The sequence below is a fragment of the Pseudomonas saliphila genome (assembly GCF_008638345.1).
Taxonomy (GTDB): domain Bacteria; phylum Pseudomonadota; class Gammaproteobacteria; order Pseudomonadales; family Pseudomonadaceae; genus Halopseudomonas; species Halopseudomonas saliphila.
Map to the genome: position 1 here is coordinate 338,244 of NZ_VTVA01000003.1, position 15,995 is coordinate 354,238.

15 protein-coding genes and 2 pseudogenes are annotated in these 15,995 nt (G+C 52.7%); 6 read left to right on the top strand and 11 right to left on the bottom strand.

Features of this window, described 5'->3' with window-relative positions; translation table 11 throughout:
* Window positions 1-73: 73 nt before the first annotated feature.
* Window positions 74-1,273, top strand: coding sequence for an ISL3 family transposase (locus FHK95_RS05505; protein ID WP_123891441.1), 1,200 nt, complete (start codon window positions 74-76; stop codon window positions 1,271-1,273).
* Window positions 1,270-1,401 (top strand): hypothetical protein, encoded by a 132-nt coding sequence (locus FHK95_RS20325; RefSeq protein ID WP_256671459.1) that lies wholly within the window; start codon window positions 1,270-1,272, stop codon window positions 1,399-1,401. The genes FHK95_RS05505 and FHK95_RS20325 overlap by 4 nt, the downstream gene beginning before the upstream one ends.
* Before the next feature lie 47 nt (window positions 1,402-1,448).
* Here the strand turns inward: FHK95_RS20325 and FHK95_RS05510 are convergent, their stop codons facing one another.
* The 10 genes and pseudogenes from FHK95_RS05510 to FHK95_RS05550 form a co-directional block, all read right to left on the bottom strand.
* Complete coding sequence (locus tag FHK95_RS05510) at window positions 1,449-2,279, bottom strand: acid phosphatase (RefSeq protein ID WP_042920722.1); 831 nt, start codon at window positions 2,277-2,279, stop codon at window positions 1,449-1,451.
* A 102-nt stretch (window positions 2,280-2,381) separates the two neighbouring features.
* A complete protein-coding gene (locus FHK95_RS05515) occupies window positions 2,382-3,494 on the bottom strand; it encodes an MBL fold metallo-hydrolase (RefSeq protein ID WP_150303588.1) in 1,113 nt (370 codons plus the stop codon).
* A 57-nt stretch (window positions 3,495-3,551) separates the two neighbouring features.
* Window positions 3,552-4,100 (bottom strand): acyl-CoA dehydrogenase family protein, encoded by a 549-nt coding sequence (locus FHK95_RS20410; RefSeq protein WP_206668538.1) that lies wholly within the window; start codon window positions 4,098-4,100, stop codon window positions 3,552-3,554.
* A gap of 72 nt (window positions 4,101-4,172) precedes the next feature.
* Window positions 4,173-5,531, bottom strand: a complete 1,359-nt coding sequence (locus tag FHK95_RS05525) for a DUF1329 domain-containing protein (protein ID WP_150303589.1) — start codon at window positions 5,529-5,531, stop codon at window positions 4,173-4,175.
* Window positions 5,532-5,548: 17 nt separating this feature from the next.
* Window positions 5,549-7,210 (bottom strand): DUF1302 domain-containing protein, encoded by a 1,662-nt coding sequence (locus FHK95_RS05530; protein ID WP_150303590.1) that lies wholly within the window; start codon window positions 7,208-7,210, stop codon window positions 5,549-5,551.
* A 75-nt stretch (window positions 7,211-7,285) separates the two neighbouring features.
* Entirely contained in the window at window positions 7,286-9,694 is a 2,409-nt protein-coding gene (locus FHK95_RS05535) for an efflux RND transporter permease subunit (protein ID WP_048512690.1), read from the bottom strand.
* The gene (locus FHK95_RS05540) at window positions 9,691-10,830 is read right to left on the bottom strand and encodes a YCF48-related protein (RefSeq protein ID WP_123891436.1); all 1,140 of its coding nucleotides are present in this window, start codon (window positions 10,828-10,830) and stop codon (window positions 9,691-9,693) included. Before FHK95_RS05540 ends, FHK95_RS05535 begins: the two co-directional genes overlap by 4 nt.
* Before the next feature lie 44 nt (window positions 10,831-10,874).
* Window positions 10,875-11,477: pseudogene (locus FHK95_RS05545) on the bottom strand (transposase); the annotation flags it as partial.
* Window positions 11,478-11,546: 69 nt separating this feature from the next.
* Window positions 11,547-11,690, bottom strand: a pseudogene (locus tag FHK95_RS20330) (porin); the annotation flags it as partial.
* A gap of 657 nt (window positions 11,691-12,347) precedes the next feature.
* Window positions 12,348-13,382, bottom strand: coding sequence for a permease (locus tag FHK95_RS05550; RefSeq protein ID WP_000098298.1), 1,035 nt, complete (start codon window positions 13,380-13,382; stop codon window positions 12,348-12,350).
* Window positions 13,383-13,493: 111 nt separating this feature from the next.
* On the opposite strand from FHK95_RS05550, the gene FHK95_RS05555 reads away from it, so the two are divergent.
* The 4 genes from FHK95_RS05555 to FHK95_RS05570 all read left to right on the top strand — a co-directional run bounded on the left by FHK95_RS05555 (window position 13,494) and on the right by FHK95_RS05570 (window position 15,749).
* Entirely contained in the window at window positions 13,494-13,808 is a 315-nt protein-coding gene (locus FHK95_RS05555) for an ArsR/SmtB family transcription factor (protein ID WP_000349485.1), read from the top strand.
* A gap of 147 nt (window positions 13,809-13,955) precedes the next feature.
* Complete coding sequence (locus FHK95_RS05560; protein WP_268977546.1) at window positions 13,956-14,486, top strand: tyrosine-type recombinase/integrase; 531 nt, start codon at window positions 13,956-13,958, stop codon at window positions 14,484-14,486.
* A 10-nt stretch (window positions 14,487-14,496) separates the two neighbouring features.
* Window positions 14,497-14,847, top strand: a complete 351-nt coding sequence (locus FHK95_RS20415; RefSeq protein ID WP_281956539.1) for an IS91 family transposase — start codon at window positions 14,497-14,499, stop codon at window positions 14,845-14,847.
* A 353-nt stretch (window positions 14,848-15,200) separates the two neighbouring features.
* Complete coding sequence (locus FHK95_RS05570; protein ID WP_150303592.1) at window positions 15,201-15,749, top strand: YaeQ family protein; 549 nt, start codon at window positions 15,201-15,203, stop codon at window positions 15,747-15,749.
* A 60-nt stretch (window positions 15,750-15,809) separates the two neighbouring features.
* On the opposite strand, the gene FHK95_RS20015 is transcribed toward FHK95_RS05570, so the two are convergent.
* Window positions 15,810-15,956: a hypothetical protein gene (locus tag FHK95_RS20015; protein ID WP_178114715.1), complete on the bottom strand. Its 147-nt coding sequence runs from the start codon at window positions 15,954-15,956 to the stop codon at window positions 15,810-15,812.
* Between the last annotated feature and the right edge of the window lie 39 nt (window positions 15,957-15,995).

The window sequence follows — 15,995 nt, forward strand, 5'->3', positions numbered from 1 at the left end:
GGTTCGGAGGTTGGTAGATTGGCAGTCGCCAAACAAACCGATCCCCTTCCTCTTCCCCGTCATGTGCGATGCTATGTTGGGCGTGGTCTTCTGGGAAGGCCGCCTCGTCGATTCATGCCAGGAGCGAGCCGACGGTTCGCTGCTTCTCACCCTCTCTGAAGACCCCTCACACCGCCGGCGATGTGGGCGCTGCGGTAGCGACTGTGTTCTGCTCCACGAGCGCCGGCGACGCCGGGTGCGCGATCGAGACTGGTTCGATCGACGCGTCTGGCTGGATGTGCCGATTCGCCGCCTCGACTGTTACCAGTGTGGCGCACGGGCGGCCGAGCGCCTGAGCTGGCTCGACACGGGTGAGCGCATCACACACCGATTACGCGCCTGGATCGAGGCGCTGGTGCTGATCCTGCCGATCGCCCACGTCGCCCAACTCACGGGCTTGCACTGGCACACCATCAAGCGCATCGACCATCGGCGTCTGCAGACCCGGTATGGCGCTTTCGATGCGCAGGGCGTGCGTCGGTTGGTGATGGACGAGTTCGCGCTGCACAAGGGGCACCGCTACGCGACGGTGATCATGGATGCCGAACGTATGCGCGTGTTGTGGGTCGGCGAAGGCAACAGCCGCGAGGCGATCCGGCCCTTCTTCGAATTGCTGGGCAAAGAGGGCTGTCAGCACATCGAGGCGGTCGCAATGGACATGAACACCGCCTTCGATCTGGAGGTGCGCGCCCATTGCCCGAACGCCGAAGTCGTCTATGACTTGTTCCATGTCGTCGCCCGCTTTGGTCGGGAGGTCGTCGACCGGGTGCGCGTCGATCAGGCCAATGCCTTGCGCAGTGCGCCCGCACAACGTCAGGTCATCAAGCGCTCGCGCTGGTTGCTGCTGCGCAACCGCGACAACCTGGGCAACGAGCAGGCGGTCAAGCTCGAGGAACTGCTGGCGGCCAACGCACCGCTGGCTACCGTCTATCTGCTGAAGACCGCCATCAAGGAAATCTGGTTTGCGCCATCGGTCAGAGACGGCGCCCGAAGATGGAAAGACTGGTACCGCCTGGCGATCGAAAGCGGCATCGCGCCGGCGATCGCCTTTGCAAAGCGACTGCGAAAGTACCTGCGTGGCATCCTCGCCTCAGCCATCTTTCCCTTGAACACCAGCATTCTCGAGGGCGTCAACAACCGCATTAAGGTCATCAAGCGTATGGCCTACGGGTTCCGGGATTCAGCCTATTTCTTCCTGAAGATCAAGGCCGCCTTCCCCGGAAAGGCGCGATGAACCATATTGATCGCCAGGCCCAGGGCTTCAGCCTGGCCTTGCGCGGCGTCGATCATGGCCAGTATCGCCGTGGCGCGCAGCATGGGCTGTGTCACGATGATTTCTGCGGCAAGCGGGGTCGTCATTGAGCGTCTCTCGGGGTGGTTGCAGGAAAAGGGCGGAACGATGCGAAGGCTTACTGGCCTGACCTTGCCGTGCTGCAATTCGCTGGCGTGGCCGTGCCCTGGCTTTCCAGCGCCGCAATTTCTTGCTTGGCAAGCGCCATCTGCGCCAGGAAGGTCGGGTCTGTATGCAGGGTGGCCACGGAGGCAGCGCCCATCAGGCGGCCGGCGTCCACATCGCTTTGCCAGTGCACGCCGCACACGACCCGGCTCTGGCCGTAGTCGTAGGCGCGCTGGAAGAGCGCGTCGGCACGGTTGGGCATCAGCTCGGCCAGCACCAGGCCCCAGGCCCAGCCCAGGGCGGCATGGCCGGAGGGGTAGGAGCCGTTCTTGGCCAGTGACGCTTCTTCTTCCGGCGTACAGCTGGCCTGCTTGTTATAAACAAAGGGACGGGTGCGGTTGTAGTGATCCTTGGCCTTGAAGGTCGAGAGGGCCGAATCGGTCATGACGCGGCGCAACAGGGTTTCCAGGTGTGGCGTCGCATCGCTGTTGAGGGGAATGCCGGCTGCGCAGTGGAAGGCTTCCGTCGCCTGCGGGAACTTCAGGCGCGCATCACTGCGAGCCAGGTCGCCACGCGGCTGGTCGAGCAGGACGCGGGTGCTGGTAAAGGCCAGTTCGTCGGTATCAAAGGTCGGGGTGCCTGGCTGCGGCGGCGCTGGCAGCAGCGCCAGGCTGTCGGGCAGGTTCTCTATGGGCAGGTAGCCGCGCATCAGGCCGTGGTGCAGCGAGGCCTCACCGATACTGGCAGGGTCGGTAGGAGGGGCTTTGCTCGTGGTGCTACAGGCTGCGAGGGACAGCAGGCTGCTCAGAACGAGCGCAATGGGGGCAGGGTGGCGAAGGTTCATTGTTGTTCTCGGCAGATGGGTTTCAGTGGCGGCTTGGTGGTGCATCTGTGGGCTGCCCGGTAGTTGAGGAAATGCTTCATGACGGACACCCCGAACGGTCACTCATTGCTTGACCATCGAGTACTGGAATAGGTCCTGCCCCAGGATGACCGGCCCGGAAAAATACTTCTTGACCGCCGCGACGAACTCGACGAAGTACTTCGGCGACACATCTCCCGGGACCACGTGAGACAGGATCACGAGCTTCACACCGGCTTTGGCAGCCATCTTCCCAACCTCTTCGGGAGACAAATGCTGCTGTTCCATGCGGAATCTGATTTGTTCCGGGTTGGGTGCCTTGGTGATTCCAACGCCCTCCCGGGACTCGGTCGTCAGGAGCTTGAAATCGAGCACCTCGCTGACGAGAACATCGGCTCCTTCCGCCAATTTCGTGATGTTCTCGCTCGGACCGCTGTCGCCGGTAAAGACCACCGAACCGCTCGGCGTATCGAATCGATATGCAAAGCTGAAGTCGCCGTTCTTCGCAATGGGGCCCGGCATCGGAATTCCGAAATGCGTGTTCTCAATGGCGGTCACCTTCACGGTGCCATCATTGAAGAACGCTCCGGGCTTTTCGATCGTTCGCACAGAGAACACCTCCGGCGGCAATTTCATCGTCCCGAAAGCGGGCGCGTCGGTATCCCGCGCCAAGACGCTCAGGAACTTCATCGAACCCTCGAAGAGAGTTGAGGTGTCCGGCGGTCCGTAGATTTCGACAAACGGCTTCGTCGTGCTCCTGTCCATGTAGTACTTGTCGTGAAAGAACCACCCGTTGAACCAACTTTGCGACATGAACGCCGTCAATCCCGCCGTGTGGTCCAAGTGGCGGTGAGTCAGAAACACCTTTCTGACGGTATAGGGCGGCACGCCAGCTTTGATGAGCCTGGGCACCACACCATCGCCAGCATCGATCAGATAGTGCACACCATTGACGGTGAGCAGCGTCGAGGACTGCGCACGCCTGCCACTCGGGTCTGGCGTGCCGCCCTTCGTCCCGAGAAGCGTGATCGTCGTTGCCTGTTGCGCGCTAGCCGCCGGGTTGATCATCGGCTGGTCGCGATTGGGCTCGAGGTTGGCGTTCGCATCCGCCGCGTTTGCAGTGGGTTGGAAGACGACCGCGCAGCAAACCAATGCTGAAGCGATCAAGTTCCCCTTCGTCCTTTCGACCGTATTCATTGTCTTGTTCCTGTTGGAAGATCTTGTGGAATGCTTGTGGTTCTGCGCGACGGCGGGTCAGGTGTAGACGTCGGTGAACGAGGCCACCAACTCACCCGTGTGATAGAAAATTCCGCTGCCAAGCTTGTCTTCCGACCAGGTGGTGACGGGCCGGTCGCGCTGCGCCAGATAGCCAAGGCCGGCGAAGGTCTCGTTGCGGTTACCGCTCGGGTCGAAGAAGTAGATCGTCTCGCCGCGCGTGATGCCGTGGCGAGTGGGGGCCACATCGATCTTGACCTTGTTCTTGGCCATATGTGCTAGTGACATATCCGTGTGCACGTTAACCGATGAAGCAAAACCGCCAAAACTACTACGCGAAAACTCTTCTGCCAATACCACAGAGGCCATAGGCCCCAGCTCACTACCGCCACAACTTTCTGGGTAACGAGCACCTAACAGCCCCAAATCGCCAAGCTCACGAAAGATACTCCGAGGCACGAGGCCATCACGCTCCCACTGTTCGCCATGCGGCTCTACTACATCTTTAACAAAGCGTCGAGCTTGATCACGTAACATCCGCAGTTCTTCGCTCACGACGGCTGGTTCGCGAAATTCAAAGTCAGACATATCTAAACCTTATTATTACAAGCCGTGTCTAATAACAAAGGCCGCCCTAAGACGGCCTTTGCTTACCCTTTATCAACGTACGCCACTACCAGCCATTTCCTCTGCTGTAAAGAAACCATCAGTATGACCTTCTTTATAAAGCAGCTTGGAGGAGTTACTGCTAAGCAAGGAATACATAGTCCAACCCGAGGTATTCAAGTCATGATACATAGTGGACAAGCCCGAGTAAGGCACTTGCTGATCGTAAGCCTGGAAACTCAGGAACAGCGGCACCCGCCACAAGTTGCCTTGAGCATCGTACGATTCCTGGGCAACAATGGCCCAGCTATCTTCGTCGATGTAGTAACGGCGCTTGCTGTACACGTGGCGCTGACCTTCTTTGAGACTGGCCTCTACTATCCAAACACGGTGCTTCTCCCAACGAATAGCCTCCGGCTTAGCATGGTGAGGCGTCAGCAGGTCTTCTTTAGAGGTCCAGAAAACCGCATCGTAATTATTATAGGGCACCAACATCTCACGCTTGCCTTTAAGCACCCAGTCAAAGCGTTCAAGACCACCTATTTGGTTATCATCAAAGGTAGTCATGCCAGATGTGGATGGGTTTGGTGAATCATGCCCAACGTCAGGCGCCAGACGAACGCGACGCTGACCAGGCAGGTAAGACCAGGCCATACGGCCAACTTCTTGGTCATTATCAGGGTCTTTCACCAGCAGCATTTCACCTGCACGGCGGGTTGGACGCTTGTAGTTATTTCGGAGCATACTGAAGAACCTGTCACCCTCAAACTGAGCGCGAGCGTCAGGGTCCCAGAAGACGTTATGATAGTACTGGTCCCCTGCAGAGGACAACACCGCACGACCATTGGAACCAACGTTATAGATTTCTGCGTCGATCACCGTCTGGTATTTACCCAACGCCCGTGTCTTGTGGTTCCAGATGACTTCCATTCCATTTTGTGGAATAGGGAACAACACACAGTTAAAGCCACCAGTAAACCCTGAACCTTGAGCATCGGTTAATCTGGCATTAACCGCACAGTCCTTAGTTGATTCAAGAGCCGACTGCGGGTAAGCAACGGTTCTGTGAGTCTGATAAACATCGACTCTGAAAGTAGGGTAGGCCTCCATTAGCGCCTTAGTACCTTCAGTCAGATAGTCGCTGTATTCCGTCATATTCACAGCTGAAACACTGTATAGCGGCTTCTCATCAGCAAAGGGGTTTACATATTTACCAGAGCCAGGCACATATCCAGCTGGCGCTGTAGTTAAACCACCCGTATAAGCCGGAATATCACCGTTTGCGTTAGCGCCGGCTTCGGCGCCAAACAGGGTTAAAGAAGAGCCTAGTTGCTCTGCCTCCACTGCAGTTACCGCAGCGACTGCCGAGTGCATCAAGGCCACAGCAAAGCCAGAAATGATTAGTCGTTTCATATTATGACTCCCACACCCTAGAAGGTTGTTTTAAACGTAAGACTGACATTACCACGATCTGTTAGCAGAGAGTTGCCACCGTTGTATACACGATTACCTGCATCATTAACCTTGTTTCGCCCCAGGTAATCTGTGTAACGCAAGTCGAACCTATAGCGCGAATGAACGTCAAGCCCCACACCCAAACTATAATTACCTGCGCCTTCATTACCAGCAGAGGTAGTAGCAGCATTACCATGCACGCCATAAGAAACACTAAAGGGCAAATACATATCCACCCCATTCATCACCTGGAAGTACGTTGGATTCAGGTTAAGCGCTAAAGCGACATAAGTGTCATCTGGCTTATCCAGTCCATCATAACCACTACGACCTTTGTACAGGTGAGCATTATCAGTAACTTTATCAACATGCATCCAGGTCAACTCGGCAGACCAGCCCAATGAGTCCCATAGCGCGTTAGCGGGCCTAGTACCAATCAGGTTAACCAATCCATGCCATGTCTTACCTCTCGCACCCGGAACAGACCCATCTCTAGGCATGGCTGCAAGAGCAGTAACATCACTGACAAGGGGCATATTGTCACGATAAGAGATTTCAGCCCCCACGCTAATACCGTATATTTGCTGGGTGAAACTCAGACCATACAGATCAATATTATCTCCATAGGCCAAATGATAATTAGCACCTCCACCAGTCAAAAAGACTTGTGGCAGCTTATCGGCAAAATTACGGTAGTAGAACCCAATAGTGCCGTTCTTAGCCCAGCTAGGTGACCAACGAGCAGCTACACCCCACTCGCCTCGATCATCTGGTGTGGCATCATGCGCACGGCGAGCTACCACGCCAGGGCCTAAAATAAGCCCCTCTCCACCAAGAGACAGCATGTCAGTCGTGCCTAGAAAACTACCGGCCTCTGGGAGACGGAAGGCTTCCCATTCCAGCATGTACTGCAACGCGATAGACAACTCAGCGCTGGGGCGGATTTGCATGGAAATCTGGTTCAGCGGTCTGAACAGCTCCTTGGCTTCTGTGCCAGGGACGGCCACGGCTTTGGCCAAATCGAGACCGGTTTGGCCATAAGCAATACCATGCATGATGCCATTACCCATAAGACTTTCGCCCCAATACACCACGTGGCTTCCTGCACGAACGTCGGTATTAATGCCACCTATCTTAAAACGGGTAAATACAAAGGCATCAAGAAACTCAGCAGATGGCCCACGATAAAATCGTTTGGTTTCACTGGACAAGCCCAGCGCCTGGTTACCACTGCTATTGATATGGTTACTGGTGCCCACGCTTTTATTATCGAGTGAGCGGTCATAGGCGCGATCATACCAACCCGCCGCCGTCACCCGAAAGCCATGGTTACGCTTATAAACAAAGTCAAACTCAGACAAAATATCCAGCCGAGTAGAAACAGTACCTTTATCAAAATTACGGTTACCGTCATCAGCGTTAACTTGTGCAAGAGTATTTTTATCCTGGCTTTCTACACGGTGAACATAATTCAACCGCACAGTATTATCCCAACGAACTTTAATATCAGGATTACCGACATCTATAGGTGCCGCATGCCCAACACCAGGCAATGCTGCACCCAGCACAATTGCAGAGACCACCAAGCCCAGCTGATTAAGCGCCGGCTTGTTTAATACAAACACCTTATTTTTCATATCATACTCCAGGTATTGTTACTTTTATTGCTTACACACACGGATATCAACTGCCCACCAGTGACTTTACTAATCTTATTTTTTGACACTTTTGAAAAAGTGCCTATCGCCCATCAAGAAATGAGACAACGCGGGGATAAGAACAAGAGCGCCGACCATATTCCACAGAAACATAAAAGCTAACAGTATCCCCATATCAGCCTGAAATTTTATTGGAGACCAGGCCCACGTAATCACACTGACAGCCAAGGTAACACCGACCACCGCAACCACCTTTCCGGTAAAAGCCAGTGCGCGATAGTAGGCTTGAGCTAAGGTCTCGCCGTTGCGCTGTCCAGCTAACTGAATACTGATGAGGTACAAGGCATAGTCCACACCTATCCCCACACCCAGCGCGATAACCGGCAAGGTAGCCACTTTTACGCCAATACCCAACACCACCATGAGTGCTTCAGCCAACAACGAGGTTAGTGCTAGAGGCAATACCGCAATCACCACCGCACGCCAGCTACGGAAGGTCACGAAGCATAGTGCGGCTACGGCCAGGTAGACATAAAGGTGCATTTGACGCCAAGCCGTGCTCACTACTTGGTTAGTCGCAGCTTCAATACCAGCGTTACCCGCTGCCATTAAGAATTCGTACTCATCACTGTTGTATTGGTCAGCAAAAACCTGAACCAACTCAGTAACCTGATTCAAGGTATCGGCTCTGTGGTCGGCTAAGTATGCCACTACCGGCATAACCGAGCACTCAACGTTAAACAAGTCCTGGTTGTTGACGCTGGCTGCCTGTGCGCCATAGTTGATTACGTATTGGTTGCGGCTCAGCGTCAGCCACTTAGGATTACCTTCGTATCCACCCGAGGTAATTTGCTTAACCGCTGCGGCCAACGACTGAGTGGCTTGCACCCCTGGCAACTGCTCCAGCTCCCAGCTCAGGCGATCCATCGCATCAAGCGCAGCAAAATTCATACAACTATCAGTCGGTGTTTTTACAATTACGGCAAACTGGTCACTGGACAGCGAGTAGTTCTGTACTACAAAGGCATTGTCTTGATTGTATCGCGAATCAGGGCGCAGCTCTGGCGCACCTTCATCCAAGTCACCTATTTGCAGATCAAGACTAGTGGTATAACCAATCAACACCAGAACTGCAGCCATCAACAGCGCAGAAACAGCCCAACGTCTTTTCGTAAAAACCTGCAACTTGACAAGAAGACCAACCAAGCTGAATGCAGATGGACTATCTGTTTGCTCCTTCAAACTACGTTTTGCAGCTGACACGCTCACACCTGTGTATGACAACAGGACTGGAAGCATAATTAGATTAGTGAAAATCAATACCGCTACACCGACACTGGCGGCTACGGCCAGGTCTCGAATCACCGGGATATCGAATAACATCAGCACGGCAAAGCCAACGGCATCTGCCAGCAGCGCGGTTAACCCAGCAATAAACAGTCGCCTAAACGTCATCCGCGCAGCAACCAGTTTGTGCGCACCGACGGCTATGTCTTGCATAATGCCATTCATCTTTTGCGCACCATGAGAGACGCCGATAGCAAATACCAGAAAGGGAACCAGTACAGAGAAGGGGTCCAGGCTAAACCCCATTAGTGAAACAATACCTAACTGCCATAGCACAGCAATAAGCGAACAAGAAATCATTAGAGCCGTACTAAGCACGCAGCGCGTGTAAATAAATATAATCAAACTGATAATCAGGATAGCCACTGCAAAGAACATCAGCACTTCTGACAACCCAGCTACCAGCTCGCCAATAATTTGCGCAAAACCAACAATGTGAATATCAACAAGCCCTTCAGCCTCATATTGCGCACGCACGTCAGCAATACGCTTTGACAGTACTGCATAGTCCAGCGCCTCACCGGTGGTTGGGTCACTATCCAATAGTGGCAAAAATATCATGCTGGAGTGATAGTTATTAGCCACCAGCTCACCCAGCACACCGGCTCGTATGATATTAAGCTTAAGCTTCTCTAACTCTTGCGCTGAGCCGTCGTAGGTACTCGGCATAACCGGGCCTCCGCGGAAGCCTTCTTCGGTCACTTCTGTCCAACGCACGGCTGGTGACCACAAAGATTTTATCCATGCTCGATCAACCCCGGGCACCATAAACAAATCATCATTTATACGTCGTAGCTGCTCGATATATTCAGCATCAAAAATATTACCATTCGGGTTGGTAACGACCACTCTCAAAGCGCTGCCTAGCCCACTTAACTCGTCACTATGCTCAAAATAGTTAACGACGTACTCATGGTTCTGCGGCATCATTTTTTCATAGCTGGCACTTAACGCCAGCTTATCCACCACGACATAGGCCATAAATGCCGATATAACAAGGGTCATTAAAACCAAAACCAGCCTATTACTGAATACTATTTTCTCAACTACACTTCCTGAATCAGCGTCAAATGATTCATTAATGTCTTTACCCAAATCAACGGCCTCTTTAATCATGGGTATTCCTCATCTTTATTAATCTTTATAATCTTGACGCCATTCAACCCGGCAACCACCAGGGTTTCACTGTCTTTTGCTTGCACGGCATAGAAAGGGTATTGGCTACCCAGAGCTTGCGTTTCGAACCGCTTGCCGCCGTCATTTGAATAAAAAACCTCGCCGTTAAGACTCACGAGAACCAGATCAGTGGCGCTCACGCTGCTTGCGGAGGTAATAGCAACAGAGCTGTTCATATCACTTTTCAACCAGTTTTCACCATCGGCGGTGACCCAGGTGTTGCCAAGCAAACCGTAGGCCAGCAGGCGATCATGGCTACCAATGCCGCCGAACCAGGAGCCGCGATATGGGCTTTTGACAGCATGATATGTAGCTGTTTGAGGGTTCTTTTTCAGTATCAGCCCTTGCTCGCCCAGCACATACAAAGCGCCCAAGGCCTCGACAACACCATACAGATGCAACCCGCTCTCGTTATCAATGTGATGCGAAATAACGCTCCAACTAGCACCACCATCTCGGGTTTCGAGTGCGAGGTTGCTGGCGCCAACCACAATACCGTGATTGGCATCGCTGAAATGCAACGCCAGCAATGATTGATCAACACCCTGGTCAGCGCCAAAGCTTAACTTTTCAGCACTTCTCTCGTCACCACTGGCACTGAGCACGCCTGCCAGCGCTTCATGCAAAGCTGCAATCTGGTGTCCATTTAATTGTAGACTCCAGCTTTCTCCGCCGTCTTGACTATGCAGCACGACACCATCATGACCGACCACCCATCCGGTATTTTCATCAACAAACTGGACAGCTGTTAAATCACTACTAACAGGGACATCAGCTTGCCGCCAATGATTGTCTGCACCATCCATCCACAGGATATGACCACGCTCTCCGACAACAACTGTTCTGTCACCCGCTAGAGCCAAAGAGTTAAGTGAGCTTTCTGCAGCCTTGACCGCTTTATGCGCTGGCTTCTCAAGGCGATCAAGCATGCCCTGCGGCTGCGCCTGAACACTGGCAGCGGCGCACACTAACGAAAACATCATCAGCAAAATACGTAGCCCTGGACGCTGCTGACGGCCTGATTTGATATTGGCAAGGGCGGACAAATTTACGATGACCTTGTTTTTTTTCTTCATGCAACCCTCCGGCGTTTTTCAAGATAGTTGTCACTGTTCTACTACTAAGCCGCTTGCCGCATAGGCAGTTCCGTTTCCGGGTTCAACGTCGTCGGTCCAACAGGCTCGCAGTTCCTGACGGGGCGCGTCCCCCAGCGTGACGGCATACTCTGTTTGGCCTGCTCCAGTACCCGCTTGCGCTGCTCCAGCAGCACGGCATCTTCGCCGTTGTGACGCTGCTCCGGCGTTACGAAGCGCAGCTTGCTGTGCCGATGCTCGGTGTTGTACCAGCGAACGAACCGGTCTACCCACAGCCGAGCCTCATCCAGCGAGGCAAAGCCACGGGAGGGCCACTGGGGACGGTACTTCAACACCCGGAACAACGATTCAACGAAAGCGTTGTCGTTGCTGACACGGGGACGGCTGTACGAGGGCAGCACGCCCAGCTCTTCCAGCTTCGCCTTCATGGTCTGCGCCTTCATCGGCGCACCGTTATCCGAGTGCAGCACCAGCGGCTTGTGCAGGCACTGTTCACGCAACTGAGTGCGTTGCAAAAGCTGGGCGGCATATTCGCCACTCTCGGCCTCATGGACCTCGTAACCAACGATTTTACGGCTGTAGAGATCCTCGAACATGTACAGGTAGTAAAACTGCCCGCCGACAATGCTCGGGCAGGCCTTCAGATTCGGGTTGATCTCATGGTTGCCCTTGAAGCCAAGGCGCGAGGAGTTGCTGGAAAGGTTGGTTTCAGAGTAGTCGGCGCCGTCATCGAGGAAATCCACCGAAACATGTGCACGGCCATAGACGGTCACATCTGCCATTGCCACAGCGGGTACCGCCAGAGCGGCACCAACAGCAACCGCAATCAACTTCATCTTCATCGAAAAGCTCCTTCGTTTTATGAAACGCCGTCATTGCCTGCGGCATGACATCGTCTGTTTGGACGGAGGCAATTATGGAAATCCGATATGACAGAAGGCTTGCTGCTCCATGACATTTTCGAGTCAATGGAACTTTTTCAAAAACAAGCAATTGCGTTATGTAACGGCTTCTGTGAGAGGGCTTCGAAGCGACTGTCGAAGGGTGCAGGCGTGCTCCGCTGCGACCTTATAGATCGAATGTTAAGTTTTCGAGAATCGCGGCAAGCTATAGTCGCCGGCTTGGGAAACTCTGAAAATAGTCGTCATTCCCGCGCAGGCGGGACAGCAGTTTTATCGCTGAACAGCGCTTGCGCTGGCCCGAAGGGGGATAATCCAGAACCTCCGTAACGCCTGGGCTCCGCCTTCGCGGAGTGACGATAAATGGCTTTTTTCAGCGCATCCCGAACGGTGCCAGCGAAACGGGCTGGCACCGGGCCCGAACCCTTTGACCGGAGTGCTTTCGTGACTCTGCTTATTGCCGATTCCCTGCACGCCGCACCCCTCGCAGGCTACTGGTGTAGGTGCTTCAAGCCGAAAATGTATGTCTTCATTCTGCTCATCAGAATCCACCAACTGGTACCCAGGAAGGCTTAACGAATTAATCATCTCCCGCCTTGATCAGAAAAACAGGTAGGTGGCGTAACCGGCAATCATCGCCATAGCAAAAATGACTGCTAAAAACGCCGCTAAAAGCTTCAGCGTGAACAAAGAGCGCAACAGAATGAGCTCAGTCAGGCTGGCTCCGGCACTGCCGATGATCAACGCTAGCACCGTCCCGGCACCCACGCCTTTGGCCATCAGAGCCGCTGCCAGAGGTATGACGGCTTCAGCGCGAATATACAACGGCACGCCGATGACAGCGGCAACTGGAATGGCAAAGGGATTATCTGGGCCTGCATACTGCTCCAATAAGTCAGTGGGCATGAAACCATAGATCACGCTGCCAATCGCAATACCGATGAGCAGGTAAGGCAACACATCGATAAAGTCCGACCAAGCTTCCCGCCACACACCACTGTACTTCCCTTCTTTCTTAACCGTGACAGTGGGTTGACTGTCACAGCATTCGCTAGACGTAGAGACTGTTGTCTTCCTATCAGCCCCGCAAGAAGCCGTCTTCGGAGTGGTGTCGCAGCTGTTGGTGCCGCAACTCGATGCGGTCGATGTAGCACTGCACGGGCTTGCTGATGAACTACATCCACTGCTCTCTTGTGTCGCCGTCCGGCGCACATAACGCTCGAAGCCAAGCGTGTGAAGCAGCCATCCGGCACCTACCGCGACCACCAAAGCGGCGAGCACATAGATAGCAGTAAGTGTCCATCCAAACGTGGCAACCAGCAGGCCGACGACGATAGGATTCAGCAACGGAGATGAGAAAAGAAACACCATCATCGGCCCAAAACCGGCCCGTGCCCGAATCAACCCTTTCAACATGGGGATAGTCGAGCAACTACAGAAGGGCGTTATAGCTCCTAAACCAGCAGCAAGAAAATAGCCTCGCTTCCCACTGGAAGTCAGTAACGCTTCCACCTTGGATGGTGGGATGTGACGTTGAAGAACTCCGACCAGCAAGCTAATGCCAATGAATAAAACCGATAGCTCGATAGCGAGAAAGGCGAACATGCCTAGAGCGTCTTGGAGTTGAGATGACATTCAATATTACTCCTATATTTCTAGTATTGTCGAAATGATGTACGCAGCCTACTTGCGTTTATCCGACCTGTCAACTATAATTCTAGAAACATCGAATTATTGGGGCGTGCTATGGATCACGAAAAGGTTGCAGCCAGCTTAGCTGAGCTAGGGAATAGTCACCGACTGTCCGTGTTCCGCTTTCTGGTCAAAGCTGGCCATGATGGGGCTTCGGTCGGAGATATCCAGAAGGGGCTGGGTATTCCTGCTTCGACGCTATCACATCACCTTGCGCGCATGGCCAAGGTAGGGCTGATCCGGCAGGAGAAACATAGCCGCACGATTGTCTGTATACCCGAGTATGGGCACCTAGAGAATTTGATCGGTTTCTTACAAGAGGAATGTTGTGCAGGTGTTCGGATTGCGCATGAACCAGAACCGCTTTGACGCTTGCCCAGCTCTCGCTGTCCTCCCTAGTCAGCATCGCTATGAAGACTCAGGCGAAGGTGGAAACAGAAAATTGGCAGTAGAGTAGGCTGAAGAGGATCAATCAGATAATCCGCTGAGAAAGATTTTCTTCTTTACATCTTTGGCATTTTATCAACCAGAAATTCCGGATACCCTAAATACAAAGCTGCCTTCTCGGTCGCTTATGGGGCTGGGTTACGGATTGGCGAAGTGGCGATGTTGAAAGTGACGGATATCGACAGTTCTCGCATGCTATTGCGCGTTGAGCAAGGTAAAGGGAAGAAAGACAGAATGGCAATGTTATCGCCAATGCTGTTGAGTACACTTCGCCAATGGTACAAACATGCCAAAGCGCATCACCTAATGCTACCGGGAGGGTGGTTGTTCCCAGGGCAAAATCCGTTAAACCCACTTGGCACCCGTCAACTCAGTCGTGCCTGTCAGTCTGCGTGTCTGGATGCAGGACTGAATAAAAAAGTCTCCATGCACACCTTACGGCACAGTTTCGCCACGCACTTACTGGAAGATAAAGTCGATATTCGCATCATCCAAACGCTGTTGTGGCATAGTAAACTGGAAACCACTGCGCTGTATGCACAAGTCGCCAGTAAACTCTTGCGAGAGGTGGTGAGTCCGTTAGATACACTGGCATTGTGAGCGTGATGTTATGTCGAGTTGTTCACGGCCACCGCTTGAGGTGGCGGATGTGTTTCGTCTGTCTGGTACGCAGTATAAAAGCGCTCAGCATAGGCATTTAAGCTTAGCGCAACTGAAAGTGATGTCAGCCATTGAGCGTTGTCGAAGTGCCCAGTTAGGTGCTCATCACCTGCACTGTGAACACTGTCATACCGATGCCATCGCATATAACTCCTGCCGTAATCGTCACTGTCCGAAGTGCCAGGGTTCAAGCGCCAAACGCTGGTTTGCAGCCAGAGAGCAGCAGTTGTTACCTGTAGAGTACTACCATGTGGTGTTTACCTTACCTGGTGAGGTAGCACAACTGACTCCCGATAAATAAATCTTACAGGACAAAACCTGTTAATGACTGTTTAATTAATAAAGCTCCCGCTAACAGTTCATATGTGCGTTACATCCCTGTAGCATCGCCCAGCCACGCCATCCGGGCGTGTCGTTCTTCGTGCTGCGTTATGCCACTGGCATAACGGTCACTCATTACCCAGCCGAAAATCATAGACTTTCGTGGTTCATTCGCGAGCGAAGCAATGCGTAACCAAATACGTTTTTAATATATTTTAATCCGCGTAACGTCGTACGCCCTGGCAGAATTGCTGCTAATATAGCGCCTCGTTATCCGGCGACATTTATTTTTGCGCCCACTGCCGTTCTTATTGTTCATTATTCAGGATCACCATGGCACTTAAAGCAACCATTTTTAAAGCAGACCTGTCGATCACCGATATGGACCGCAACTACTATAACGACCACAACCTCACCATTGCCCGGCATCCGTCTGAAAATGATGCGCGTATGATGCTGCGAATTATCGCGTTTATTGTGAATGCTCATGAACGACTGCAGTTCACTAAGGGGTTATCCGATGATGACGAGCCGGACCTGTGGCAAAAGAACTTCAGTGATGAGATTGAGTTGTGGATTGAATTAGGCCAACCCTCAGAACAACGTATTAAGAAAGGCTGTAATCAAAGCCAGCAGATGATGATTTACTCCTACGCCGATAACAGCTTTGATGCCTGGTGGAAAAAGGAACAAAACAAGCTGCAAACCCGCAAAAACCTCTCGGTGTTTACGGTGCCTGAAGCACTGGCTTCCACACTGGAAAACGTCGTGCAACGCTCTATGCAAATTCAGGTGACCGTACAGGACGGTCAGATGTGGCTGACTATCGAAGGGCCGGACGTAACAGAAAGTGTTGAAGTGGCCATTGAACAGCATATGTAGAGGCGTAAGCGACGGACGTCTGGAACGTCCGTCTAGCACTACTGTGCAGCAGGAAAACTACTAGTTAAACAGATCTTTAAGTTTGTCTTTGCCTTTTTCCATTAACTTGTCTTTTTCTTCCTCAAGTTTTTCTTTGGCTTTATCGGCTGCCACTTTCTTCGCTTCGGCTTTTGCCTGTTTAATAGCGTTATCCAGCATTTGTTGCACTATAGCGGCACCAACCGAGTATAAGAAATATTAACGCTA